Annotated in this window: 21 protein-coding genes; 1 reads left to right on the top strand and 20 read right to left on the bottom strand. The window is 53.6% G+C overall.

The genetic code is table 11. The features are described 5' to 3' along the window. Positions 1-51 precede the first annotated feature (51 nt). From B0G76_RS42020 to B0G76_RS41995, 6 genes are all read right to left on the bottom strand, one after another. Positions 52-1,179 (bottom strand): nitronate monooxygenase, encoded by a 1,128-nt coding sequence (locus B0G76_RS42020; protein WP_120298587.1) that lies wholly within the window; start codon positions 1,177-1,179, stop codon positions 52-54. 93 nt (positions 1,180-1,272) lie between these two features. Further along, on the bottom strand, positions 1,273-2,232 hold the full coding sequence (locus tag B0G76_RS42015; RefSeq protein WP_120298586.1) for an amidohydrolase family protein: 960 nt from the start codon (positions 2,230-2,232) through the stop codon (positions 1,273-1,275). A 7-nt stretch (positions 2,233-2,239) separates the two neighbouring features. Then, positions 2,240-2,662, bottom strand: a complete 423-nt coding sequence (locus tag B0G76_RS42010; RefSeq protein WP_120298585.1) for a Zn-ribbon domain-containing OB-fold protein — start codon at positions 2,660-2,662, stop codon at positions 2,240-2,242. A 2-nt stretch (positions 2,663-2,664) separates the two neighbouring features. Continuing rightward, positions 2,665-3,873: a thiolase C-terminal domain-containing protein gene (locus B0G76_RS42005; RefSeq protein WP_134143956.1), complete on the bottom strand. Its 1,209-nt coding sequence runs from the start codon at positions 3,871-3,873 to the stop codon at positions 2,665-2,667. Positions 3,874-3,953: 80 nt separating this feature from the next. After that, positions 3,954-5,516, bottom strand: coding sequence for a class I adenylate-forming enzyme family protein (locus B0G76_RS42000; RefSeq protein WP_120298583.1), 1,563 nt, complete (start codon positions 5,514-5,516; stop codon positions 3,954-3,956). Then, the gene (locus B0G76_RS41995) at positions 5,516-6,886 is read right to left on the bottom strand and encodes an MFS transporter (protein ID WP_120298582.1); all 1,371 of its coding nucleotides are present in this window, start codon (positions 6,884-6,886) and stop codon (positions 5,516-5,518) included. The genes B0G76_RS42000 and B0G76_RS41995 overlap by 1 nt, the downstream gene beginning before the upstream one ends. 415 nt (positions 6,887-7,301) lie before the next feature. Here B0G76_RS41995 and B0G76_RS41990 point away from each other — a divergent pair, with 415 nt between their 5' ends. Beyond that, positions 7,302-7,871 carry a TetR/AcrR family transcriptional regulator gene (locus tag B0G76_RS41990; RefSeq protein ID WP_183082335.1) on the top strand — a complete coding sequence of 190 codons (570 nt, stop codon included), beginning with the start codon at positions 7,302-7,304 and terminating at the stop codon, positions 7,869-7,871. Between the two features lie 268 nt (positions 7,872-8,139). Here the strand turns inward: B0G76_RS41990 and B0G76_RS41985 are convergent, their stop codons facing one another. From B0G76_RS41985 to B0G76_RS41920, 14 genes are all read right to left on the bottom strand, one after another. Next, entirely contained in the window at positions 8,140-8,460 is a 321-nt protein-coding gene (locus B0G76_RS41985) for a 2Fe-2S iron-sulfur cluster-binding protein (RefSeq protein WP_120298580.1), read from the bottom strand. Between the two features lie 17 nt (positions 8,461-8,477). Then, positions 8,478-9,704, bottom strand: coding sequence for an NAD(P)/FAD-dependent oxidoreductase (locus tag B0G76_RS41980; RefSeq protein WP_120298579.1), 1,227 nt, complete (start codon positions 9,702-9,704; stop codon positions 8,478-8,480). A gap of 147 nt (positions 9,705-9,851) precedes the next feature. Further along, positions 9,852-11,189, bottom strand: coding sequence for an aspartate aminotransferase family protein (locus B0G76_RS41975; RefSeq protein ID WP_120298578.1), 1,338 nt, complete (start codon positions 11,187-11,189; stop codon positions 9,852-9,854). A gap of 295 nt (positions 11,190-11,484) precedes the next feature. Beyond that, complete coding sequence (locus B0G76_RS41970; protein WP_120298577.1) at positions 11,485-11,796, bottom strand: high-potential iron-sulfur protein; 312 nt, start codon at positions 11,794-11,796, stop codon at positions 11,485-11,487. A 49-nt stretch (positions 11,797-11,845) separates the two neighbouring features. Further along, a complete protein-coding gene (locus B0G76_RS41965) occupies positions 11,846-13,273 on the bottom strand; it encodes an aldehyde dehydrogenase family protein (protein WP_120298576.1) in 1,428 nt (475 codons plus the stop codon). A gap of 38 nt (positions 13,274-13,311) precedes the next feature. After that, positions 13,312-14,604, bottom strand: coding sequence for a 4-aminobutyrate--2-oxoglutarate transaminase (gene gabT / locus B0G76_RS41960; protein ID WP_120298575.1), 1,293 nt, complete (start codon positions 14,602-14,604; stop codon positions 13,312-13,314). Between the two features lie 221 nt (positions 14,605-14,825). Further along, the gene (locus tag B0G76_RS41955; RefSeq protein ID WP_183082334.1) at positions 14,826-16,856 is read right to left on the bottom strand and encodes a PQQ-binding-like beta-propeller repeat protein; all 2,031 of its coding nucleotides are present in this window, start codon (positions 16,854-16,856) and stop codon (positions 14,826-14,828) included. 245 nt (positions 16,857-17,101) lie between these two features. Further along, a complete protein-coding gene (locus tag B0G76_RS41950) occupies positions 17,102-18,616 on the bottom strand; it encodes an APC family permease (protein WP_220700831.1) in 1,515 nt (504 codons plus the stop codon). A gap of 84 nt (positions 18,617-18,700) precedes the next feature. Further along, the gene (locus B0G76_RS41945; protein ID WP_120298572.1) at positions 18,701-19,912 is read right to left on the bottom strand and encodes a hypothetical protein; all 1,212 of its coding nucleotides are present in this window, start codon (positions 19,910-19,912) and stop codon (positions 18,701-18,703) included. Between the two features lie 114 nt (positions 19,913-20,026). Further along, on the bottom strand, positions 20,027-21,472 hold the full coding sequence (locus B0G76_RS41940; RefSeq protein ID WP_120298571.1) for an aldehyde dehydrogenase family protein: 1,446 nt from the start codon (positions 21,470-21,472) through the stop codon (positions 20,027-20,029). Positions 21,473-21,615: 143 nt separating this feature from the next. Continuing rightward, positions 21,616-22,398, bottom strand: a complete 783-nt coding sequence (locus B0G76_RS41935; protein ID WP_166679213.1) for an SDR family NAD(P)-dependent oxidoreductase — start codon at positions 22,396-22,398, stop codon at positions 21,616-21,618. A gap of 159 nt (positions 22,399-22,557) precedes the next feature. After that, positions 22,558-23,730: a serine hydrolase gene (locus B0G76_RS41930; RefSeq protein ID WP_120298569.1), complete on the bottom strand. Its 1,173-nt coding sequence runs from the start codon at positions 23,728-23,730 to the stop codon at positions 22,558-22,560. Between the two features lie 108 nt (positions 23,731-23,838). Continuing rightward, positions 23,839-25,023 (bottom strand): aromatic ring-hydroxylating dioxygenase subunit alpha, encoded by a 1,185-nt coding sequence (locus B0G76_RS41925; RefSeq protein ID WP_120298568.1) that lies wholly within the window; start codon positions 25,021-25,023, stop codon positions 23,839-23,841. A 63-nt stretch (positions 25,024-25,086) separates the two neighbouring features. Next, positions 25,087-25,992 carry a polysaccharide deacetylase gene (locus tag B0G76_RS41920; RefSeq protein ID WP_120298567.1) on the bottom strand — a complete coding sequence of 302 codons (906 nt, stop codon included), beginning with the start codon at positions 25,990-25,992 and terminating at the stop codon, positions 25,087-25,089. Positions 25,993-26,041 lie beyond the last annotated feature (49 nt).

Genomic DNA, 26,041 nt, shown 5'->3' with positions numbered 1-26,041 from the left:
CTCCAGTGTTTGGCAGGGTGGGACGATATAACTACGGTGAACCTAGAATCTTCACTCCCAGATCATAAGAGGGCGGAACCGTTCGGTACTCGCGTAATACTCTTCAATAAGGCGATAGATGACGTCGCGGGTGCGTTCGATTGTGTTCAAGCGACCAACGATTTGACCGACCGGATTGATCGTCACGGCCTTCGCCTTATCGGGGTACGCCCGCGCACGTCCAGTTGCCTCGGCTGCGACAATGTCTTGAAGCGGCAGTGGGAGCGTCTTCGGCGCACTCGGCGCCTCCCATGCCTTGGTCCACTCGTTCTTCAACATCCGGCAAGGCTTACCCGTGAGCGACTTGGAGCGCGTGGTATCGCGGCTGCGGGCCTCTATTAACAGCTCTCGTTGTTGGTCCGTGAGATCTGATTCAACGGTCGTGAGCCATAGCGATCCGGTCCAGACCCCTTGGGCCCCCAGCATTAGCGCTGCTGCGATCTGAGCGCCACTGCCTACTCCGCCCGCCCCGAGAACCGGCACCGGCGCAACAGCTTCGACGACCTCGGGCCAGAGCACCATCGAGCCGATCTCGCCGGTGTGTCCTCCGCCCTCGGTGCCCTGGGCGATAATGATGTCTACTCCCGCCGCTGCGTGGCGCTTCGCTTGTGACACCTCCCCGCACAGGCCCGCAAGCAATCGGCCGCTTTCCTTGATCATTGCCGTCACGTCGGCCGGCGGTGCGCCCAGAGCGTTGGCCACGAGACGAACCAGGGGATGCTTCAGAGCGATTTCGACGTGGCGACGCGCCGTTGCGGCGGTCGATCGAATGAGGTAATCCCCTTCGTGCTCGATACCAGCCGGCAACTCGGGAACGCCGTTGTCCGCGAGGACCTTTTTTGCATAGGCAATGTTCTCGGGCGGAATCATGGCCTTGAGCTTCGCGTGCAATCGACTCAGATCTGCCTCGTCTGCCCACGGGTCCTTTTCAGGCATGACTACATCTACACCGTACGGCTTTCCGCCAATGCGTTCGTCGATCCACTCAAGCTGAACCTCGAGCTCTTCGGGCGTGAAGCCGACACAGCCCAGGACACCGATCGCTCCTGCTTTGCTCGCCTCTACGACGACGTCACGGCAATGACTGAAGGCGAAGATCGGTGCATCGATGCCTAGCTGTTTGGCGAGTAATGTTTGCATGTTGACTATTAGCAGTTCGTGATAGCGTTGACTAATCCGCGTCGGACATCCTCTGCAGCAAGGACGTTGCGGCGTTAAAGGGCCTTTTGTCACTCAAAGAGCGACAGCTTGCCATTTAAAGTGAGGCAATTGATCTAGGCCGTTCAAGCCCATGACCTTTTCCATGTCGTTCGGTGAAATGGACGTACCCCCGGCCCGCGCCATGTCAGGCATCCGGTGAAACTTGTCAACGAGTGTCTTGAGAAATCCGGGGCCGCGCACCCGCTTCCCGGAGACGTGATCGGTACCAAAAAGAATGCGTTCCGCGCCGATGACTTGGATAGCTTTCGCCACGCGCTTGGCCAGCGCTATTTCGGCCTCCTGGTTGTGGTCATCCCAGAGGCATACCGATAATTCCAGTGTGGCGGCTTCGGATTTTTCGGCTACGCGAAGCGCGTTTTCAAACTCGCACGGTGCGCCTGCATGACCCAAGACAGCCTTCAACTGAGGAAAAGCTTCGACGACCGGAAGAAAATTGTCCAGGCGAGACCATGACTCGTCGAGCAACGGCAATGGATGGCCGGTGTGGAACAAAATTGGCGCATCGTGAGCGAGGCAAACTTCGTACACAGCAATCGCTTCGGGTGAACCTGGCATCCACCCGCAATTCGGGTACAGCTTTAGACCGTTCACCCGCCTGGAACTCAGCCAAGCGTCGACTTTCTCGGGCGCACCGGGCCGTCTCGGATCGATGCCGCCAAATGCAATGAGACGCCCGGGATAGCGTTCTTGACACGCGATCGCATGAGCCACGACCTCATCGACTGACTTTTCCGAATGGAAGTCTGGGCCCCAATCAATCGGTAATACGACAGCCGCGTCAACTCCGGCCGCGTCCATGTCGGCGATCATGCGAGATCCGTCGGGGTCAATAAGACCGGCTTCGATTTTTCCTCGGATCTGGTCAGGCGTGCGACCCGGTTCAGCGCTCGCCCATTGATTGGCGACGTAATCCCACCATTCGTTTGGCCAATGGCCCTTGTCAAGCAGATGCGTATGGAAGTCAAGTATCATTGCGGCTCTATCCTTCTAGTTTGAACACAGGAATGTTTTGACCACTTTCCGCAGTCGCGAAAAGCAAGCGGACATCAGCGTCAATTTTTAAGCGATCGAGGTCGTCCGCAAGAATGCGCGATATGACCTTCACGCCTTCAGGAAGCGCGATCACCCCGGTTGCGTAGACGCCCCAGCTAGAAAACTGTGGGGAACGGTTGACTTTGACAATACTGAAAGTCCAAACCTTTCCGGTTCCCGCAATCGGAAGATCCTCGACCTCGTCGGACCAACAGTGGCAGCAAAATGCGCGGTAGTGGTATTGAACTCTCCCACATGACTGGCAACGCTGAACCAGGAACTCACTGCGATTGCAAGCGTCCCAAAATGGTTGCGTTTCATTGACAGTCGACGGTAACGGGCCGGTCCACGCTAGCGTGTTGGTAGTCATATTTAGATCTCGAGAATATGGGCCGCAGACCCGCGGCGGGCCAAAAACGCAGCACCCGTAGCGGTGCACATCGCGACCTTCGCGTTCTTGACTTGACGCCCCGTTGCCTCACCTCGCAACTGGCGTACAGCTTCGATGAACATAAAGATTCCACGACGACCAGGATGATTGGAGGACAGACCGCCGCCATCGGGATTTACCGGGAGGGATCCACCATTTAGCTTCATCTCACCGGCTGCGGCGAAGGCGCCGCCCTCCCCAACCGGACAGAACCCGGCGCCTTCGAGGTCGACGATTACGTTGAATGTAAAGGCGTCGTAGATCATCGCCGTATCGATGTCACTCGGGCGGCGTCCCGCCATGGCGTATGCATCGCCGCAGGCGCGCGCCACCATTTCGCGACTCTCGGTCGCCCAGTCGGTGTGGCCTCCTCCGTGCGTCATGAGCGCTTCACCCCAACCCCGGATCCATACCGGCGGCTTGGCGCACTCCGCGAACAGGTCGGGATGAGCGACGATAATTGCGCCCGCGCCGTCGCTGACGATGCAGCAGTCGAGCCTGCGCAGCGGCGTCGCGATAATCGGCGATGCAAGCACGTCGTCGACCGTTATCGAGTCGCGTCGAAGCGCGTTGGGATTGAGTTGCGCGTGCTCGCGCATGGTGACTGCCACATGGGCAAGCTGTTCGCTTGTCAAGCCCGTATCGTGCATATAGCGCTGCGTCAGCATCCCCATGAAAGCAATGACAGTTGTGCCATAAATCTGCTCAAATGCGTCGGGGATCGGCACCATTTCCTGGCCAGTAAGCTGGTTATAAGACACCGTACCCACATTGACCTTGCGTGACTTGGTGGTCGCCCCGTAGGCGATTAGGGCGCACTTAAAAAGGCCTGCGTGAATGCCAAGGACCGCCCGATTCACGTAATAGCCAAGCGACGCACCGCCCACATCGGTTTCATCGATGAACTTGGGTTTGATGTTCAGATAATCAGCTGCCATCGTGGATGCGCACAGTCCGAGCTGGCCACCCTCGGGCGCCGTTGCGGCAACGAACAGCGCGTCGACGTGGGCAGGCGACAAACCAGCGTCATTAACGGCTCCGCGACATGCTTCGGCAAGTAACTGCCATTCACTTTTTTCCGGAGCGAAGCGGGTGGGATGCTCGTATGCGCCGACGATCGCGGCCGCTTGTGCAAGTCTAGGGTCTGCCACTACAAAATCTCCATGGAGTCGTACATATTCGGCCGGGTGACCGCAGCAATGCCGCCTGCAATGCTCTTTGTTAATGCGCGCTAAGCCCGCGGTAATTCAACGTGGACTTGAAGCGCTTGTGCATGCAGTGCAACGGCGATGCGTCGCGCCTCAACCCGATTCTTTTTCCCCGTTGTTCCCGCCGGCATCGCGGTTACTTGGAAAAGGTTCGTGGGAATCTTGAATCGTGCGATGCGATCAGCAAGGAATTCCAGCACCTTCCCGGTATCCAGGCTGTTGTCGTTACGGACGATTACAAGGGCCGCTACGGTCTCCCCTAATACGTTGTCTGGCAGGCCAATGACCACTGCATCGAGGACGTCCGGATGAGCGCAGATCGCCGATTCCACTTCGGCGGGCGATATGTTGACGCCGCCTCGGATGATGATTTCGCTCTGACGGGTGACAAACGTGTAGTATCCGAGCGCGTCGCGCTTAAGGATGTCACCCGAGCGCAGCCAGCCGTCGGCTGTGCGGCGAGAAGCGGTTAATTCAGGCTCGTCGGCATAGGCAAGAAAATCGCCCGGGCCGCGAACCCAAGCCTCGCCGGGCTCGTCTACCGCCACATCCCAACCGTCTGCATCGACTAGCTTGATCTCGATGCCCGGTACACATCGTCCCAAGCTTGTCGGCGGTGCATCAACATCATGTACCGGGTGAATAGCAAGCGCGGGAAAGGACTCAGTCATTGCCCACGCTTCGCAAAGCCGCAAGCCCAGACGCGTTTGCATTTCGGCTACTACGACCTCATTTCGTGGCTCTCCACCAAGGATTGTTTTACGAAGCGCGGAGGTATCGAACGCCTGCTGATTGAGAACTTGAAGCATCATTGCGTACATGCTCATCGTCCCGGCGAAGGCTGTTACTTCTTTGGCTGCAATCAACTCCAGTGCTCGCGTCGGACTAAATTTCGTCTCGAGTACGATGGTTGCCCCGGCGGCGAACGCAGACTGGGAAAGCGAGCACAGCCCAAAGACCCAGCTTAGCGACATGGCTACGAGTAACCGGTCATCACGCTCAAAGTTCCAGGCGTCACGATACGCTTTCGCGCTCCAGGTTTCTGCGCCGTGGGAACGCAGGACCGGCTTTGGCAGCGACGTCGTTCCGGATGTATAGCTAATGAGCAGCGGCTGTTCGGGCGGAAAGTCGATCGGAGGGAACGAGTCAGGCTCGGCCATCAGATCGGATAAATGCGGGTAACCCACCTGGGGAGTGTTGTCGAGGAAAACGATCGCTGGGTTGAGGCTCGTTTCAATCAGCCCGGCTTTCAATGTCTCGAAAAGATCCGAGGTTGTAATGATCAAGGACGGCTTTGCGTTAGATAGCGCGTAAGCCAGCTCCCGGATTTTGAACGAAACATGCACCGGCGCGAGAACGGCGCCAAGTCGTGCGACTGCATGATAGACAATGAGCGACTCGATGGCGTTGTCTGCGAACAGCATTACGCGCTCGCCCACGCCGATGCCGTGGCGCCTCAATCCCAGAGCGAGCATCTCAGACGCTTCAACAAATTGACCATACGTGACCGCGCGGGTGCCCATTTGGACAGCGACACGGCTTGGGTCGACCTTGGCATGATCGATTGCGAGGTTAGCGTGGTTCATTACTCAATACCTGCGGAGATTGTCGTTGAGCGGTTGCCTCGCCTCGCGCTATCGGGACGCGCTGCGGAGCAAAAACCCGCAGCGGCATACGCGACGGCTGCAACAAGACCGAGCGGCGCGAACACCGCCATTGCCTGTCGTAATCCCTCACCGGTACTCGCACCAGCACTGACAAAGAAGTCGGAGCAGTAGCCTATAACCATAGGAGCGAGGATGAGGTTTCCGAAGCTGGTGGCGAGAAGAAACATTGAAACGATCTTGGCGCGAAGAGCGGGCGGTGACATATTGTTGATAAGACTGAATGTCGGCCCGGTATACATGTATAACGTTGGGACGTAGAGCCACAGGCAAAGCACGAAAAGTTCTCGGTTACTGGCTGTGTAGGCGACGATCGATGCCACTGCAGCGCAGGCGATAACGGTGGCAATCGCCCAGATCTGCGTCCTGGCCGGGCGCTGTGAAAGCCAGTGCATAACGAAAGCGACGAATATCGTTGCGGACGCACCACCTATTAAATGCAGCTTGCCTAGCACGGCTCCAGTCTGTGCCCCCGTGAGTCCGTAGGTTCGCACCAGGAATGCGGGTGTCCACCAAAGCAATCCCCAACCCCAAGTACAAATGGTCGCACCGCCGAGGATCACGAAAAGAAGCGCCTTCTCTTTCCTGACGTGAGTAAGCGCGGCCAGCAGACCATTATTGCGGGTACCTGATGGGTCATTGCATGCAATGACTATGTCGTCAGCCGCACCGCGGGTCGGCTCGCGCACGAGGAGCATTGCAATTGCCCCCAGCGGGAGCCCGAAGGCACCGAAGATAACCATGGTGGCCCGCCAGCCATATTGATCGCTAAGCGACCCCGCCAAGGCGGTTCCGAGGCACGAACCACCGCATACGCCTAAAGTGAAAATCGTCATTGCGACGCCTCGACGCGCCACCGGAAAGCGGTCGGCAATGAGCGTGAGAGACGGGGGTGTACAGCCGGCTTCGCCGAGGCCTAAGCCTAAGCGCGTCGCGACAAAAGCAGACATGCCCGTCACCATTCCACCTAAGGCTGTCATTGATGAAAACGTAATCGCACAAATGCCCAGAAGCATGCGACGGCTGTATCGATCGGCGATGACGCCAGCCGGAACGCCCAAGACCATCAGAACGAGGCCGAGGGCGAGATTCAAACTTGCGACGCCTCCATCAGAAAGCCCGAATTCGTGCTTAATGGGCTGGAGCAGCGTTGAGAAAATGAAGCGGTCAGCGACGTTCAAGGTGTAGATCGCAGTTGCCATCGCAAGCGTGATCCAAGCCTGTGCACCGATGCCGGGCGGCGTAGACTGCTCGGATTCAACCCTCTCGCTCGGCGGATTCGACGACGCCATCCAGAACTCCTTCTTGGTAGACTGTTTTTTGACTCTGAAGTCGAATTTATTGCTTCTTGCCTTATTTTGTCAACGAGTCAAAATGTTTTTTGGGGGGGTATTTGTACCTACTCCGCGTGCTGTGCAGGACGTTGACGTTGGCCAGTTGCATGATTAGACTGAACAGAAGAATTTTTGACCGTACTCCCGCCCAAGTTCTCACCGTCGCTTTGATCTGCCTAAGTTGGGCGGAGACAGGACAGGGAACCGGTGTTTCTCCCCCCATTACTTCGGGCAAACGTCCTCTCTCGATTGCTCGACCGCACAGCTCCGAATGCCTCGACTCGTTAAAAACACTGCACACCAGACGGCTACAGAGACGTCTGCGCCTCCGGCCTCTAAAAAGGGCAACGTCAGATCGCTGAAGCGGTTGCTCGTGCGCGAGGAAATTATTAAAAGTGCCGCAACTTTGTTTGCCGAACGTGGTGTACGGTCCGTAGCTCTTGACGAAGTCGCCAGCACGCTTGGCTACACAAAGTCGAGTGTGTACTACTACTTCGAGAGTAAGGATGAGTTGTTGTGGGCTGTGTTCAACTATATCTCGGGGCACTTTGTTGGGGGAGCCGAACGCATTGCTGAGTCAGTTCCCGACCCCGCCGATCGCTTGACGAGCTTGATTCGCATGCACGTACGCTTCCTTGCGGAGCACCGTGAGTGGGCCACCGTCTTTTACCGCGACATCCAGGCCTTATCTGAGCAGCGACAAAAAGAGGTCCGCGGCATCATCGTTAAATATGACGCAATTTTCAGGCAGGCAGTATCGGAAGGTGTAACGAATGGGAGCATGCATCCGCTCGCGCCTGACATCGTGGCCAATGCTGTGCTCGGAGCCTGCAACTGGATGGTGAACTGGATCTCACCTAAGCATCAGCAGAATATTGAAAAAATCGCCGACACTTATGTTTCACTTTTTATGAATGGCATTTTTAAACGGCCGCAGGCATAAAGCGGTCGACTCCCTGAGAAGGAGGCCAGGCGCCAGCGCAGGATCGCGCTAGAGCTGATCAGGTCACAAGCGACCATCCGTTTGCCAGACTGCTGCCTCACACACGGGGCATGCCGTATGCCAAGCTACCGCGTTCCCCTGCAAAAATGCGGGCGGCTGCAAGCACAGTTGGACTGATAGTCTGGATGCGCGTTCGAAAAACTTGACTGCGCCGTAGATTGGTGCCGAGGAAGCGCCGAACCGCCATGAACGGATGGCGTACGTTGAATCAGAATTGCGATTCGGGAAGACGAACTACAAGACCGTCGAGTTCGTCTGACATCTGTATCTGACAGCTGAGCCGGCTATTGGGCGCAGGATTTATTAGGCAGTCAAGCATACTTCGCTCGGTTTCGCTTGGCGCGTTCAATTTGTCCGTCCAAGCCTCATCTATATACACATGGCACGTCCCGCAGCTGCTGCACCCCCCGCACTCGGCCAGCACGGCATCTAGCCCCTGACGCACCGCCGCTTGCATGACGCTTGTCCCGGATGTGACGTTAACACGATGGATCGCACCATCGTGGCAGATAAATTCGATTACAGGCACAACTTTCCCCTAACCCGTTACGCTATAAGTAGATCTTGGATAGGTAGAGCTTCGTCGTGAAGCCGCTCCCGATCCGGCGAATGACCGTCCGTCAGCAGGCGGCGCGACAGCATGAACTCTTTAGGACGATTGATCGCATCCACTGCGAGAAATTTGCGTTCCTTGAAATAGAACACGGCAAAGCTCCGGGCCGCCTTCCATTCCCCACGAATCACAATGTGATCATAGCCCTGCGACAGACCTGCGATTTGCAACTTTACGTCATATTGATCCGACCAAAACCAAGGTAGCGCCCTGTAAGGCTCAAGCTTTCCGCAAATTGTTTTGGCTGCCGTTTTGGCTTGATCAGTCGCATTCTGGACCGATTCAAGGCGAATAAATCTTTGATAGATCGGATTGCAATGGCTTGTGCAATCGCCCGCTGCCAAAATGTCGTGATCGCTTGTCCTGGCAAATTCGTCTACTCGAATGCCATCATTAATCTCGAGCCCGGCGTCTTCTGCGAGACTGATTTCCGGTCGCACGCCGATACCAATAATTACCAGATCAGCCTTCAATTGCAATCCGTCACCACACGAAACACTCTCGACCTGAAGGTTGCCGTTGATAGAACTCGCCGTCATCCCGGTCAGAATCTCTACGCCTTCCTCTCGATGGATTCGCGTGTAGAACTCTGAAATTTCTGGCACGGTAACACGTTGCAATACCCTTGAAGAAGCTTCGACTATCGTTACATGCATGCCCAGATTTCGTAGCGATGCCGCCGCTTCCAATCCAATATAGCCACCCCCTATAACGACCGCGCGCTTGCCTCGTCCAGCGAACTCACGGATCTGATCCACATCTTTTATTTCCCGGAGATACAAAACGCCCGGCAAATGAACGCCAGGAAGCGTCAGCTTCCTGGCGGATGCCCCGGTGGTTAGAGCAAGCTTGTCATAAGAAATCCGGGCACCATTGGTCAGTTTAATTGACTTTTCATTCCGGTCGATTGCGACCACGCGCCTTCCCAAGACCAACTCCACATTCGCCGTGTCGTAAAAATTTGCCGGTCGAATGAGAATTTCGTCGGGATGTTGTGCACCCGCCAGGTAGGCTTTCGAAAGTGGTGGACGATGATACGGTATGACCGCCTCGGCACTAACAAGTGAAATTTTCCCTGCCCACCCTTCCTGCCTAAGACTCGCAGCAAGCTGGGCCGCGCCGTGGCTCCCGCCAATAATTACAACTCGCTCATCGCTCATAACAGTACCCGATTTATGATGCAAGCCAGCGTCCGCTCAACTGGCTCATCACCAAACTCCCAAACATACTCAGGCTTTGGTACGATGCATTCACGGTAGCTGAAACACGGGCCCGAAACGGGCACAGCGCTTCAACCCTAACCTGCATCAAACAGTACCGTCCGGCTTCAGTCGTTTTAAAACACCGCACACCGCTTCGACCGCTCTATCCGCTTCTTCTCTGGTTATCGTCAACGGCGGTGACATGCAGATATTGTTATAATTGCTGATTCGGACAATCACGCCCGTTTCCTCTCGGATAACGTCCGGAATAGTTAATGCGGCCTCGGGGATGGGTTGACGTGATTTCTTGTCCGTGACCAATTCGATCCCGATAGCCATGCCTATTTGCCGCACTTCACCGACACAAGGATTGTCACGCAGCGCGGTGAACTGCTCTGCGAAATATGCCCCCATCTCGTTAGAACGAGCAATCAGGTCTTCATCCTTAATAATCCGAAGATTTTCCAAGGCCACCGCGCACGCAACGGGATGTCCCGAATAGGTATAGCCGAAAGGGATTCCATACCCTTCTCGAACAATATCGGCCACCTCACGGGTCATCAATACCGCACCCAAAGGGATATAACCGCTCGAGATCCCTTTAGCAGTGACCACAATATCCGGTGTAACGCCAAACCTTTCGGACGCAAACCAGGTGCCGGTGCGTCCGAAAGCGGTGACCACTTCATCAAAAATCAGAAGGATTCCGTGTTTTTTCAGCACAGCAGACATTCGGGTCCAGTAATTGGCCGGGGGAATGACCATGCCACCGACACCCATGATTGGCTCGGCGATCATTGCCGCAATGTTTTCAGCCCCGATAGACGCGATAGTCTTCTCAAGTTCCGCGACGCAGAAATCAGTAGGGTCCTGACCATCGAAGTAGTAATTGCGATATGCATTCGGCGCTGTCAGGTAGGCTACGTGCGGCAACCCGGGTCCGGTGCCTTCGCGCATTGCTTCGAAGCCGGTAGCTGTTCCTCCACCGTAAGCGGCACCATGATAGGCGGAGTTCCGTGAAAGAATCCAGGTACGGCTGGGCTGGCCCTTTTGAGCATGATAAAAGCGAGCGGTTTTGATGGCGGCATCGTCGCCTTCGGATCCACCGCTAGTAAAAAAGCTCATCTGTAGCTCGTCAGGTGCAAGCACTGCAAGCACTTCGGCAAGCTCAATTGCACGTTCGTGGGAATAATCCCAGAAGCAAGTAAAGTACTCAAGCTGCTTGATCTGACGCGCAGCTGCTTCGGCGATTTCTTCACGTCCGTGACCGATTTGAGCCAGCCATAGCCCACCCGTTCCATCCAGATATTCCCGCCCCTGCACATCCCAGAGTTTGCAACCCTTGCCGCGCGTAAAAATCGTACGTTCAAGCTTGTCTTTAGGCAAAAATGGATGAATCAGGTGACGATGATCTGTTGCGAGCAAATCTTGCGCGTAGTTCATATGCTACCTCATTCAATATAGATCGTTACTTGACTGAAATTCGGGAAAATTGGGCGCCGTGACAATTGAGAAGTTACATTTTTCGAAATTTAATTATATAAACAGCTATGAATTCCAAAAAAATATAAAATTAGCGCGCCTCTTATAGACCAATGGTACACTCGATTTAATAACGAGCTTTATCTATTTATCGAACTTTGTTTTCGAAAAATAAAACCTTAACCAGATCAATTGGCGGATGCCCCCGCGAGCAGTTAGTAAAACCGGTGAGGGCCCTCTCCGGCTTGGATCAGCTTCACGCCCTTTTGCTATAGGCGCTGCACCATCCCTTGGCGGCAACCTGCTTGCCGGTAAATACAGAGCATGGTGCGGATGTACTATTCGGTGTGCCCTGAAATAAGCCGCAATTGCCACAAGCTTGACCGACGGCATACCTCGAGTATTTTGTTTTATCAACCTTGGCCGCGTTGGTCTTATAGCCAAGCGCTCCTGCCATGGGGTCGGCTTCCGACACTGAGGCTGCGTCAGCAAAAGCGAACCGCGACATTGCAAGGCCCGAAGCGAAGCCAATGGTCCCGATCAAAAAGGTACGACGAGGTGTTTCCACGCAGATTCTCCACTTACAAAAAATACCATTGGGCAAACGCACTAGGCGCCTAGCCGTTATATGAGGTCTTCACCGTGGTATAGAACTCCGCGGCGTAGCTCCCTTGTTCTCGTGAACCATAACTAGACGCTTTTCTACCTCCAAACGGTACGTGATAATCGACTCCGGCAGTAGGCACATTGACCATCACCATTCCTGCCTGAATCTCGCGCTTGAAATGACTGGCAAGCTTGAGCGAAGTCGTGCAGATACCTGCGGAAAGACCAAATTCAGAATCATTTGCCTTCTGCAAGGCGTCGTCGAAGTCGCGGGCTGCAATCAGACATGCCACCGGGCCAAAAATCTCTTCCCGAGCGACGCGCATTGTGTTGTCTACATCGGTGAGCAATGCCGGCGCCATGAAATAGCCGTTTGTGTCGCGCGTCAAATGCTCACCACCATATGCAAGTGTTGCGCCCTCGTTCTTACCTATGCCGACGTACTTCAGATCTGTCTCAAGTTGGTTAGCGTCGACGACCGGCCCGATGTCGGTGTCGGGAGCCAGCGCGTGTCCGACCTGCAGGCTACCGAGTCGATCGATAAGCGCGTCACGAAATTTTGAGTAGATCCCCTCTGTGACGATAATTCGGCTCGAAGCCGTGCAGCGCTGTCCCGTCGAGTAATAGGAGCCCTGGATGGTGCAATTGAGGGCGGTCTCAAGATCTGCGTCGTCAGTAATAACGAGCGGATTTTTCCCGCCCATTTCCAACTGTAGCTTTGCAAAGCGGGCGCCCGCCGTCGCCATCACTCGTGCACCGGTGATCGTGGAACCAGTAAAGGTGATGGCATCTACCTTGGGACTTTCCAACATAGTCTTGCCGACAACACTGCCTCGGCCGATCAGAAGATTGAACACGCCATCGCCGAACCCAGCCCGGCTAATGATCTCGCTCAGTGCCCACGCGAAAGATGGCACGCCTTCGGCCGGTTTAAAGACAACGCAGTTACCGTACGCCAGAGCAGGGGCAATCTTCCATGCCGGAATGGCAATCGGAAAGTTCCAAGGTGTGATAATGCCGACGACTCCCACTGCCTCACGCGCTATATCTACGGTCACGCCAGGCCGCACCGAGTCCAGATGCTCCCCTCGCTGGCGAACGACTTCTCCGGCAAAGAATTTGAAAATCTGCCCCGCACGTGTGACCTCACCGATTCCTTCCGGCCTTGTTTTTCCCTCTTCACGTGACAGAAGCTCACCAAGCTCATTTCTACGCGCAAGCAGCTCGTTTCCAACCTTATCAAGCGCCTCTGCGCGCGCCTGGATGCCGAGCACTTTCCGGCTTCCGAAGGCCTCGTGCGCACTATCGATTGCCGATTCCGCGAGCGTCTGGTCCGCCTGTGAAAATTCATCGACGACATCCGTCGTATCCGAAGGATTGATGTTCCGATATATATCGGTGCCTTGGCGCCACTCTCCACCAATGAAACTAGTTTTCATGCCAGCACCTTAAAACTCTCTACTTTGCAGTCACTCAATCAGGGACGCTCAGACATCAACACGGACGTTGAAGCCGGAGCTCCGGCAGTTAGCTCAAGCAAAATCCCTTCGATGATGTCGATTCCCTCGTCAACAATTGCGTCGGACACCGTCAATGGCAGCATGATCCGCAGGACATTGCCGTACGAGCCGCACGTCAGCAGAAGCAGGCCGCGATTGAATGCTTCCGCCTTCAACGCATTGGCAAGTTCCGGAGCGGGCTGATTGCTCTTCATGAACTCGATGCCGGTCATGGCACCCAGTCCGCGGACATCGGCAATCTCGGGCACGCGTGAGCGCAGCCCATTGAGCCGTCCGCGCATACGCTCGCCGATAGCTTCACTGCGAGCACAAAGCTGCTCTTCCTTCATCACGTCCAGGACAGCCAGTGCAGCAACACAGGCCATCGGATGGCCCGCATATGTGCTGCCAAGACCACCTGCCGGCACCGAATCCAGAATATCTGCGCGGCCCACAACAGCCGAAATGGTCATACCACCACCGAGACCCTTGGCCATCGTCGTCAGGTCCGGCACCACGCCGTGATGCTCCATCGCGAACATACGCCCGGTTCGACCCACGCCGGTCTGAATCTCATCGGCAATCAGCACGATTTCGTGCTTGTCGCAAATTTCGCGTAGGCCTTTCAGGAACGCAGCGGGTGCGGGCGTATAGCCGCCTTCGCCCTGTACAGGCTCTACGATGATTGCGGCTACGCGATGCGGATCCACCGTGTACTTGAACAGACGTTCGACACTATGAAGCGCGCATTCCGTCGAGACCCCTTCGAGCTCCGACGGGTAAAGCGCCTGATACACTTCGGCGGCCATCGGGCCAAAGCCGGCCTTGTATGGGGCGACTTTCCCGGTCAGCGCCATCGCCATGAAAGTGCGACCGTGGAACGCGCCGTCGAACGAAATGACAGCGGAACGCTTTGTATGATGGCGTGCGACCTTGATAGCGTTTTCCACGGCTTCCGCACCCGTGGTCATGAAGAACGCCTTCTTCTCGAAATTCCCGGGCGCGAGGGCCGACAGTCGCTCTGCAAGCTCGACGTACGATTCATACGCGACCACCTGGAAGCAGGTATGCGAAAACTTTTCCGCCTGCTGGGCGACAGCCGCCGAGATTTTGGGATGACGGTGGCCCGTGTTCAGAACAGCAATCCCCGCGCAAAAATCGATATAGCGATTACCTTCAACGTCCCAGATTTCACCGTTCCTGGCACGCTCCGCAAAAACGGGGTGAGCATTTCCAATCCCTCTGGGCACTGCTTTCGCTCGTCGTGCCATCAGGGCATTGTTAGTTTGCTCTTTACTCGACATTTTCTAGTCCTAAAAGATATTGATCTTGGCTTAACTTGCAATGTGCTTCCATCACCCTCGATTAACGAAGAAAATCGGACGCCGAACATCTTCTGCCCCCTCCGGTAACGGGGCACTGTTTCAGAAAATTATTCATCGACGCGAGAAGCGCGAACCTAAGGTACGCGCCCCTTCACGTGAAGTATCGTTCAGTTCACAGGATCCGAAGCGCCGCCGTGTCGACGAGCCTGATCTGCCGCATATCCCTTCCATGCCTGGGATTCGATGTAAACCTTCAGATCCGAGAGTTCCTGGGCAGTCATATCCGAGAAGGCTGGCATACCGGCCTGCTTGAAAGCGCCATCAATCACGATCTGGTGCATAGCTGACTCCGTACCGGCCGACATCATGCGAAGATCGGGAATGATGCTGGCACCCGGACCCACTGCGTTTAAGCCGTGGCATGCGGAACAACTATTTTTCGAAAAGACCAGCCCACCGCGGGCTGCCGCAAGCTCATCGGCCGGTTTCGGCAAGCTTGGCTTGGGGAACGCGGCAGGAGATGCAATCGGCAACCTCAAAGCACCGCCCAGCCTGAAGGCAAGCAGGCGCGCCGGACCTTGGCTGCGCAAGGTATTCATCAGGCGGGGAATTCCACGCATGCCCGACGCACCTCCATTGCCGCTGGCGATGATCAGGTATTCCGTACCATCCACCGTCACCACGGTTGGTGCAGCAAGCACGCACCCACCGACATCGTATGTCCAGAGCAACTTCCCTGAATCGGCAGCAAAAGCCTGCACCTTACCGTCGCCCGTCCCCTCAAAAACCAGACCACTCGCGGTAGCCAACACACCACCATTCACCGGCAACGGTCGATCAGCCTTCCACCGCGCTGTTTGAGTTTGCGGATCCCAAGCAATCAACTCGCCATGAGTCTTCATCTTGGCATCAGCCCGGAAACCGTAATAGTAGTCAGCAGCAACACCACCGAAAGAATCCTTACTTGGATACATGGAAACTGGCACGATCGAGGCCGGGATGAAAACGAGATGATTCTTGGGGTCGTAAGCCATCGGCTCCCAGCTATGCGCGCCTACATCACCAGGCAAAGGAATCACATTATCTGTCCTGCCGTCCCAGTAATTCCCTTCATCAGACGGGATCGCCCGGCCGGTCTTCGGATCAAGGCCCTTGGTCCAATTCACTGGCACATAGTTCTTGGCGCTGATGAATTGACCCGTCTTGGCGTCCAGCACATAAAAGAAGCCGTTCTTGGGCGCAGTCATCACCACACGGCGACTACCGCCATCCGCAGAAGGCAAATCAGCCAGCATGATGTGCATGGTCGCAGCCAAGTTCCAACCATCGTGCTGGACCGTTTGGAAATGCCATTTGTACTCCCCGGTCGTTGCATCGACGGCAAGAATCGAGTCAGTAAACAATTCGTCGCCAGCATCCGGCGCACGATCCTTCGGCGACCAAGGAGCAGGACCATCCGTCCCGAAATAAACAGTATTGGATTTGTCGTCGTAAGTAATGGCATCCCACGGGCTCGTACCACCTTGGGTATATTTCCAATAATTCGTACCCCAAGTTTTGGCCGCCTTCGCCATGATCTCGCTTTCGAACGGCTTAGAAGGATCGCCAGGCTGCGTGTAAAAGCGCCACAGATGCTTGCCGGTTTTTCCATCAAAGGCATCCAGAAAACCTCGGTCAGTCCCCATATCGCCCGACGCATTGCCGATGAACACCTTGCCGCCACCGACACGCGGAGCGCCGGTAATGCCCTGCATCTTTGTCATATCGCAGGACGGAACGGACCACACCAGCTTGTGTGTAGTGCGGCTGACCGCCAAAAGATTGCAGTAGGCACCAACATACAGATTGTCCCCATCCATCGCCAGACCGCGATTGACATGGGAGGCCCAATATGCGGTCCAGCTACTATTTGCCGGATAGGAAGTCTGCGGCGTGAACGTCCAGAGCGACTTCCCGGTTTTCAGATCGTTGGCGTAAATTCGGCCGGGCGGCCCGCTTTGATAGATAACGCCGTCCGCGATCAGCGGCTGACCGACGAGACCATCACCCGCATCCATGTTTACATACCAGGCCAACCCGAGCTTGCCAACATTTCCCTGATCAATTTGAGCTGCGGAGCTATGGAACTGCTGATCATTACCGCCGCCAAGCAAGCGCCAGTCTGCGGCTGCATCGGTCTCGCCCGCTTTCGCCAACATCGACACACCCTGCAGCGTCGCCAAGGCCACGAATGCGACAGCAACCTTCCTTACTCTCATGCCCATAAAACATCCCCAATGTAATGCAGCGATACTAGGCTGCGCACAAACACCAAAACGATATATTTTTTTCCAAGTTCAATTGAAAGCGGCAGAACCGTTGAGGGCGCGCCTCGCAAAATGCCAAATCTCATCAAAATCCGGCGCCGCCGCTGGCAAGCTCAGGCCTTGGCCAGACCCGAAGCTCAATCCGATAATTGATCGGTCCGCTCCTGTCGATTTGCCAAAAACTCAAAAACACGCTCTGCACGCCCAAGATTTTGATATACCTCCGGCATTGCGCAGCGGAAATAGAACGCAACGAGGCTTCCGAGCGCGAATGCCGCAAGCAGGAAATACGTAACCCACTCATATTCCCCTGGTTTTCCGCCGACTACCAGATCAAGATGGATAACTCCGAAAATCGCGGTCAGCGTAAGAAGAATGGCGGATATTCCGGGTGCAATTAATGTCTTGAAGGCATTTTCTTCTTTCGGCATGCCATTTCTGACAAACCACGCGACGGCGGAATAACTCACCATTGCCATCAGCACGACAACACCGAGCCCACCAATACCCGCAGCCATCCCATACGTCTCCGCACTATTGGCATGGGTAAATACGAGCGATCCAATGAGCAGTAACGCAACGAACGCAATCAGATTGGAAGCCGCATGCGGCGAGCGATGTTGGGAGTGCACACTTGAAAAGTATTTCGGAAATGCCCGGTCTGCGGCCAAATTGAAAACATAGCGGGAAAGCACATTGTGGATCGAGATCAACGAAGCGAGCACAGACATGATCACGAACACTTGAGTCACTTGCGCCATGGTCCGACCAGCATAGATGCCGATCGCATGGGCAAACATCGAAGCCGGATCATTTTTCGCGATATCCCATACATGCTGGCCGTAAGCCGACACGAGCGCATAGCACGAAAGTGTATACAAAAGTCCGACCAAAATTACCGCGCCATATGTAGCACGTGGGATAGTCCGATCCGGCTCGACCAGTTCATCCCTGAACAGCGCAGTTGCCTCGAATCCGACAAACAGCAGAATCGCGTACAGCAAAGTGACGCCGACATCTCCCCGAATAAAGGCTGACGGCGTAAATGGTTCGACCGACAGTCCATCCGCGCCCCCGGAGTGAATCACGGCCACATTGAAAATCATCACGATGGCAATTTCTATCATCATAGAAACTGACAGAACCTTGGCAGACAATTCAATGTGCAAATACCCCAACGCACTGACGGCAATCCAACCGAGCAGCGACCATTCCCACCATTCCGCTTGGACTCCGCCCACACTAACAATTGCCGAACTCACGCTAATTCCGAAAAAGACGTAGCCCCCGAGCAAAAGTGCCACATAGGATATAACAGCCAGAAATGCGGCTCCCAATCCGGATACGTTGCCCAAGCCCGAGCTAATGAACGCATAAAAGTCCCCGGGCTTCGGAACGTGCCGCGTCATGGTTACATAGCCCACTGTAAACAAGAGCAGAATTGCGGTTGTCAAACACAAAGCCAGACTTGCACCGGGTCCATCGGCGACAATCGTAAATGGCAGATATCCTGCGACCACGGCCATTGGTGCAGCAAAAGCAAGCACGGTCAACATAAGTGATGTCGTGCCCATGCGGCCGGAAAGTCGCGCTTGTTTACTAGAGTTGCTTACCGCATCCTCGAGAGCCTGACTGTTCGTAACGTTATCCACAAATACTCCGAATTTTATAAGTGGCCCTCGATGAAGTAGATACCCATCAGGCAATTATCTCCAGCAGAACCGCTTAATCAGAATCTAATGGCTTTCACCACCGGCGAGTCCAACATGCTGCACACGTCCGGCAGCTCGTTTATATACAACCATCGCCAACCAGAGACAAATAGGTGAAGTAACAATCGCTATCAAATCAATTTTCAATACACCCGATATATTGGTTTCAGATACCAACTTGGAGACAAGCATTGGACCAATACTCGACGTCAGCATCTGCACACCCGGAAATAAAATTACCGCACGGTTAGTCGGATCTGCTTTGTTGAGAACCTTGATATAAAAAGCAACGAGGAAATATCCGAGGAATCCATAAATCCCTGTCCACATCACAAAACCGATACCATCCACACCAGCAAGAATCGCAACAATCTGAATGATAGAAATGCAAAGACCAATACTCAGCACCAGAATCGCGGGAATTTTTTCGACGAACAATGCCGATAATGCAGCACCGAAAATCTGGCAGACAAGCGAAATGGTTAGCCAATTTTTGGCCACCGATCCAGGAATATTTTTCGCAATTGGATCAGCATAAACCCAAAAAGTCATCATGAAAAATGACCACATCCCCACACTGCAAAGAATCAATACCGACGATAACGCAAGCTTCTCATTTTTTGAAGCGATTAACGTGGCGTCAGTCGAGTCTTTGACAATATTTTCGTCGGGACAAAACCTTAAGAAAATAAGTGCAACAAATGAAAAGAAAGTGAGAAAAAGGAAAATTTCTGAATACCCAAAAAACGGCACTACGACTTTAGGCAAAACCAGCGACCAGACCACTCCCGTGACCATTAAACTTGTCGTGTACACTGCCACTGTCCGCCCCGGAAGTGCCGACTGAGCCAAGTGAATATATGCAATTGACACCAGTACTCCACTAGCTGTGCCATAAAGAAAGCGGCAAATAATCAGCATCCCCGGTGGAAATTTTGTCATGGCATATGCCATCAACAAATGGATGACGAGGCAAATACCTGCCGTCAACCTGAGCTTACGTTGTGGCAAATATCGCCCCGCCAACAAGAGCGCGGCGCCAAAAGCCAGAAATTCTGCTGTAGCAAAATCCCCAATACTCACATCACGTAGCCGGGCAGTATTGGCAATGGCATCCACAAAACTCGGATAAATCGAGTTGCTCATGTAACCCGCCACAAACAACAGACCAGCAGCTAGCGTTCTGCCGATCTCCCGCTTACTTGATGAAGCACTGACCTGGTTGTCAGAAGACATGCTGTTTACCTTGCGTTCATTAGCGGAAATCGATCCGCGACAGCGGCAAATAATTGACCACCGGCAGATCAATCCTCCAACGCTTTCTACTTCACGAGAACAGAGATAGGCTGTTCAACTTGCGGTGCCAAATCCGAGGTATGCAACACTTTCCGTAAAGGCCTCAAATCCCGCTGCACCAAATTCCTTGCCATTCCCCGACATCTTCCGGCCCCCAAACGGTACCGTGACGTCCAACAGATTCATATCTCCGTTAATGTAGATCTGGCCGGACACAATTCGGCTCGCGACCTGCATCGCAGCATCATGGCGCGCGGAATGCACATACGCAGCAAGCCCGAATTCACTATCATTAGCCATCGAGATTGCGTCCTCAACCGAGTCATATGGAATGATGGATAGCACCGGGCCAAAAATTTCCTCCTGAGCGATGGCCATCTGATTGCTCACATCACTAAAAATTGTTGGCCTAACGAAATACCCACGCTCCACGCCTTCCGGCCGCCCAGTGCCGCCTAATACCAGCCTCGCTCCCTCGTCGATTCCTCGCTGGATCATATGCTGCACACGCTCCCACTGCTGCTTGTTCGCCACAGGACCAATCATTGCCTCAGCCTCCGGAGGCCCAACCTTCATTCCCTTAGCCACTTTCATTGCGATGGCTTCCGCCTCGTCCAGGCGACTTCTAGGAACCAGCAGCCTCGTTGGCGACGTGCAATTCTGTCCCGAGTTCAGCATGACATATTGCACACCCGACGTAATTGCCGTCTCGAAATCAGCGTCTTCCAGGAGGATGTTTGGCCCCTTTCCGCCCAGTTCTTGATGAACTCGCTTGACCGTAAGGGCAGCCTGACGGGCAACTTCAATACCGGCCCTGGTAGAACCCGTGACAGACACCATCGCCACGTCCGCATGCGAGCTGATGGCGTGGCCCACGCAGCTACCGTCACCGAATACCATATTGAAGACACCAGGCGGAACAGCAGCCGCGTCCAGAACCTCCGCCAGAATCTGCGCCGAAAAAGGCGAGTACTCCGAGGGCTTCCATACCACTGTACAGCCCGTCGCAAGAGCCGGCGCGAGCTTGATCATGATTTGCAGAATCGGCCAGTTCCACGGCGTAATCAGACCGCATACACCAACCGGTTGTTGCCGGATTAAAGTGGTACCTTGCGTGTGCTCGAACTGATAGGAATCCAGTAAATCAATGCCTGCTTTCAGGTGCATTTCTGGCAAAGTAAATTGCCCATCCTTGGCCAGCCAAGGCGGACATCCGATTTCTTCCGCCACTGCTTCGCTAAAGTCGTCATGTCGTCTCCGATACTCTTCTGCAATTCGCCGCAACAATTCGATCCGCTCAAGCTTCGAAGTGGCGGAAAAACTCTCAAGCGCCTTTTTGGCAGCACGAACAGCGTTGTCGACATCGCCCGAACTGCCAAGCAATACTTGCCCAGAAAGCTGCTCCGTTACTGGACTGTAGACATCGAACACTTTCGATTCCGACCCGGTCAGAGGGGTGACCCAGTGACCGTCAATGTAGAAACGGGATAACTTACGCATTTAAATCTGCTCCCAGATCAACCACAGTTGATTTTCGAATAAATTGCGCTATAAATATCGATTTACTACTTGACCAGTCAAATTTTTAAATATTTGCTTTATTAAAGACAGTCCAGCAAATGACAAGTCAATGGTCGAATCATTTATGCCGTCAACCAGCCGCCATCAATTACAAGTGATTGGCCGGTTATGTATCCAGCACTTCCTCCTGCGAGGTAGGCCACCAGATCACCAACTTCGCCGACCGTGCCCTGGCGACCAACCGGAACCCATTTTTTCCATCCATCTCCATTCATGATGTCCTGCGACAGCGCGGGAACACAGTTCCCAATAATATTTTTCGTATTGGAAACGATATCCGTTTCAATGATGCCGGGGCATACGCAATTTGCAGTGATGCCATCCTTTCCATATCGGCGCGCAATGTGCTTAGTCAGCCCGACCATGCCGTGCTTGGACACGGTATACGGAAATCCATCAGCACTTGCATTGAATGAAGCAATAGATCCAATATTGACGATTCGTCCCCAGCCACGCTTGACCATGATTTCAAGCGCAGCCTTATTGGCAAGGAAACAACCCTTTAGATTAATATCCATCAGTTGATTCCAAAGCTCTTCGGAAGTATCAGTGCAACCAGCAAGATTATCAAAAACCCCTGCAGAATAGACCAGAATATCGTGCCCTTCCGCTCGCCCTTGCTGCACCACCTCTGTGACCTTTTTGGAATCGCGAACATCCAGATGCACGAAAATCGCGTCACCGCCACGAGCATTGATTACCTCAGCAGTTTCATGACCTTTTGCAGCGATGATCCCAGCGATAGTTACTGACAGACCAGACTTCGCCAGGGCTTCAGCGGATGCACGACCAATGCCAGTTTCCCCGCCGATAATCACTGCACTTTTAGCTTTGAATTCAGTCATCAGCCACATCCATTAAAATATTAGACTTCAGGTAACTTTAGGATTACTTATCTAGCGAGAAAGTAATTTTCTTAATCGCACGTAACCAATCTAAATAAAAACCGAATTACTTACTCGATTTCATTGCAACCGGCCAAAGTAATCTGACGACATGTGTGATTAGCGAAAGATCTCAGCCAATTTTCCGTAAAGCCCAAGCTCGTACTGAAACATTTCCTTAGTTGCTGGCCCTTCGGGCCGCGACGTCTGCTTTACTATTACAACGCCTCGCGTCGGGTCAATATAGATCCAGTGTCCGTAAATTCCCGCTGCGAAATAGGCATTATTTTTATTATTGGTCAGCCACCACTGATTTTTATACCCACCACCCGGAATCCAATCCGCCATGGCGCCAGCCTTCCAAGCCTGACTGTCGGTTCGTTGTATGGTGCGCTCAATCCACGAAGCGGGAATGATCTGGCGCCCATCAATGTTTCCGTCATTACGCATACACTCGCCGAATCGTGCCATATCCCGCAGAGTGCATCCAAAACCACCCGCCGCTCGAGGCGCTCCAAGGCTATCTACCGTAATGTAAGCACTAGACTCAGCCTGAAGAGGCTGCCAGATGTGCGAAGACAACAAAGCGGCCAATGAGCCATTAGCTGCTCGTTCGCAAACCCAGCCTAAAACATCCGAGTTTGGCGAAAGATAATCAAAGGAGCTTCCATGAGGCTGGTTTTTTAGCGGAATTTCTGTCAAAAATGCGTGCATACCCGAATGCGTCGAATCGATCTCAGAACCGCTCCAACCAACCGAACGCCGGTAACGGGCATACGCGCCACTCGGGTCGAGATAAGACTCCGTGAAGTCAAGGCTCACAGTCATGTCAAGCAGATGCTGAACACGGACTTGATCAAATGCCGTGCCCCGCAACTCCGGCACGTAGTGAGGCACAAATTCCGACGGATCGATCTTTCCCTGATCAATAAGGACCCCAACTAGCGACCCCACCACCGATTTGGTCACCGAAAATACTATATGCCTATCGCTATTGGATTGTGTCGGGGTATACCATTCGTATGCGATTTTTCCGCTATGCAAAATCAAAAAACCATCGGTATAAGTATCTTCGAGGAATTTCTCAATACTAAACACGCCCGTGGAATCTTGAAAACTCAAGAATTCCGACGGGATCAAGCGTTGCTCAAAATTCTTTTGCGACGACAGCCCATTATCAATTTTCGCGATCGGCAACACGTCTTCAATTTTACGAAACGCAATCCGGTTCGTCGGTACATCAAGCCAGTCCGCCGATGTAATTGCTTTACCAAGGTGATTCAGTGGTTTCATAAATTAAAAGTACGCAAAATAAAATTTACATGGGACCGCAATGCCACAGATGCTATTTGGCCCCATCAGAATCAATTCGAGCCCTGATAGTACCATTATCAAAGAGCGTCATCGTGACCACGTGCTAACCTCTTTTACCATGGTGAGATAATGCGCAATATATTTTCGCGCATCATCCTCGAGAGGGATTTGATAAGGGCCGGGAACATAAGCGGGCGAATTCACGCCCTGCTGTTGAAGCTCAACGATTTTCTTGTCTTCAATATTGGTCAGATCAGTAAGCTCAATGACCGTATCAACGTCATAATCGACCCCCTCAACGGCATCGGCATGAACCAGCCATCGGGTCCTGAAAAGCGTCTCCTGCGCCGAGACCGGAATCCAGTCAACAACAACAGCAAAGTCCGGCCAAGCACCAACGGAAAAATTCGGGAACCAAGACAATAATTTGGCCGCCTGCGGCTCCGGGCCATCACCCATCAGCCGCTTCGTCACGAATTGACCATCCATGGTCTCGGTCTTAACACCCGGAGCAAATTGCCCGTCGGTCAAGTTGTCCGAAAAAATCATATACTCCCTATCGTTCCCGACCCCCGGCGCCACATCGTCATAAGCCGTATAAGTCGTAATGGGATTGATAATGTTCCCGAGCGTGGCCTTGTGAACAATTGCGCAGTGATAGCACTCCTGGAAAGTTTCGCCATTTATCTTCCAGTTAGCCTTGGTTACATAATCCTTTTCGGCAATAACCTTGGCGCTCTCCAAGCGGTGTCCACGGAAATCAGCATTCTGAAGGTAATCAGCGACCGATTTCGGCTTTTCGGTTTGAAGATTAATGAAAATCATGCCATTCCAAACTTCGCTCCAAACACTCTTCGCGTTATAACATGCCTTATCAAGATCAGGCATGTGGGGAGCTAGGCGAAGTGTGCCGTCAGTGTTGTATGACCACGCATGAAATTGGCATGTAAATACACGCGCATTACCTTTACCCGATTCACGCAGACGCGTTCCCTTATGCCGACACACGTTGTGGAAGGCATGGACTTCACCGGTCTGCCCGCGGGATACGATGATGCTGATTTTTCCCAACTCGAAAGTCGTGTAATCTCCGGAATTTGGCAACTCCGAAATATGACACACAAAGAGCCATCTGCGACTAAACACTCGTTCAATATCCCGCTCATACCACAATTCCGAGCTGTAGAATTCTTGCGTTAATGGCGTCAACGGTAACCCATCGGGTCCAGTCTCCGGATACAGAACAGCATCCATCTCTGCTTTAACATTCATTCCAAGCCTCAATCAAATTTATCATCACGCTATCGCAGATCAGATAGACTCATACAGATCAGATCATTTATTGCTCACGTACTCAGCCACTTGACCAAGCGTCGCGAACCAGACATCATTCCTTGATTTTATATAACTAATCAATTGATCCAAAATGACAAGCCTCGATCGCCGCCCGATGACTTGGGGGTGCAATACAAGATTGAAAATCGTGCCCTCATTGTATGCAACATCAAAATCGCTCTTATAAACATCCAATACAGCCGTCGGCCAAGGCAGAGAACCTTGCCAAAATTCGTCGTTGTGCAGGAAAAGATAATCGGTGCCTTCCCAAGACATCGGGATCTCCACAAGCGAAGACTTCCTGCCCCGCAGAACAAGCTCGTGAGGCTCGTCCCGCCCGGATAAAGTGCTGTCGTAGTGCACACCATGTTCTTCGAGCAATTCCAGCGTGTGCTCACTGATAGCCGCATTAGGCGCGCGATAACCGACAGGCCTGACCCCGCCCGCCGCTTCGGTCAGCACCTCGATAGCTCGAGAGATCATCCTAGACTCTTCTTCCCGGTCTCGAAGATCGGGAGCCCGCTCATGAACCCAGCCATGGAGACCGACCTCATGACGACCGTCAGACAGAATCTCGGGCACAGTCGTGGGATGGATCCTCTGCACCATTCCCGGAACAAAAAAGGTCGCGGGAACTTCGTGCTTCTTCAGCAGCGTCAGGATTCTCGGTAACGCGGTTGTCGCGCCGTACTGGCCCAACGAAAGTATCGCGGGATCCAATTTGGATACCGGAAATTCGTGATCCACGTCGAACGTGATAGCGACCGCTACTCGAGCACCATTTGGCCATGCAGATGGATTCAGAGAATCGCCTGCTCGGACGACCGAGATGGCATCCCGAATCGCATCCTCGGAATCTTCCGTAAAAAGACATCCAGCTCGCAGCTCAGTACTGACGTTTGCCATTGTGTTCCGCTCCTGTCACGTTGAAAACGGACCTACGTTATATTTGTTT

It is taken from the genome of Paraburkholderia sp. BL23I1N1, assembly GCF_003610295.1.
Lineage (GTDB): Bacteria > Pseudomonadota > Gammaproteobacteria > Burkholderiales > Burkholderiaceae > Paraburkholderia.
The sequence above is the reverse complement of the archived record's forward strand: the minus strand, read 5'-3'. Positions and strand labels throughout refer to the sequence as shown.

Excerpts from the sequence above, each read along its gene's own strand:
- B0G76_RS42020 (WP_120298587.1), bottom strand. The coding sequence starts at position 1,179 with ATGCAAACATTACTCGCCAAACAGCTAGGCATCGATGCACCGATCTTC.
- B0G76_RS42015 (WP_120298586.1), bottom strand. The coding sequence starts at position 2,232 with ATGATACTTGACTTCCATACGCATCTGCTTGACAAGGGCCATTGGCCA.
- B0G76_RS42010 (WP_120298585.1), bottom strand. The coding sequence starts at position 2,662 with ATGACTACCAACACGCTAGCGTGGACCGGCCCGTTACCGTCGACTGTC.
- B0G76_RS42000 (WP_120298583.1), bottom strand. The coding sequence starts at position 5,516 with ATGAACCACGCTAACCTCGCAATCGATCATGCCAAGGTCGACCCAAGC.
- B0G76_RS41995 (WP_120298582.1), bottom strand. The coding sequence starts at position 6,886 with ATGGCGTCGTCGAATCCGCCGAGCGAGAGGGTTGAATCCGAGCAGTCT.
- B0G76_RS41980 (WP_120298579.1), bottom strand. The coding sequence starts at position 9,704 with ATGAGCGATGAGCGAGTTGTAATTATTGGCGGGAGCCACGGCGCGGCC.
- B0G76_RS41975 (WP_120298578.1), bottom strand. The coding sequence starts at position 11,189 with ATGAACTACGCGCAAGATTTGCTCGCAACAGATCATCGTCACCTGATT.
- B0G76_RS41965 (WP_120298576.1), bottom strand. The coding sequence starts at position 13,273 with ATGAAAACTAGTTTCATTGGTGGAGAGTGGCGCCAAGGCACCGATATA.
- gabT (WP_120298575.1), bottom strand. The coding sequence starts at position 14,604 with ATGGCACGACGAGCGAAAGCAGTGCCCAGAGGGATTGGAAATGCTCAC.
- B0G76_RS41955 (WP_183082334.1), bottom strand. The coding sequence starts at position 16,856 with ATGTTGGCGAAAGCGGGCGAGACCGATGCAGCCGCAGACTGGCGCTTG.
- B0G76_RS41945 (WP_120298572.1), bottom strand. The coding sequence starts at position 19,912 with ATGTCTTCTGACAACCAGGTCAGTGCTTCATCAAGTAAGCGGGAGATC.
- B0G76_RS41940 (WP_120298571.1), bottom strand. The coding sequence starts at position 21,472 with ATGCGTAAGTTATCCCGTTTCTACATTGACGGTCACTGGGTCACCCCT.
- B0G76_RS41935 (WP_166679213.1), bottom strand. The coding sequence starts at position 22,398 with ATGACTGAATTCAAAGCTAAAAGTGCAGTGATTATCGGCGGGGAAACT.
- B0G76_RS41930 (WP_120298569.1), bottom strand. The coding sequence starts at position 23,730 with ATGAAACCACTGAATCACCTTGGTAAAGCAATTACATCGGCGGACTGG.
- B0G76_RS41925 (WP_120298568.1), bottom strand. The coding sequence starts at position 25,023 with ATGAATGTTAAAGCAGAGATGGATGCTGTTCTGTATCCGGAGACTGGA.
- B0G76_RS41920 (WP_120298567.1), bottom strand. The coding sequence starts at position 25,992 with ATGGCAAACGTCAGTACTGAGCTGCGAGCTGGATGTCTTTTTACGGAA.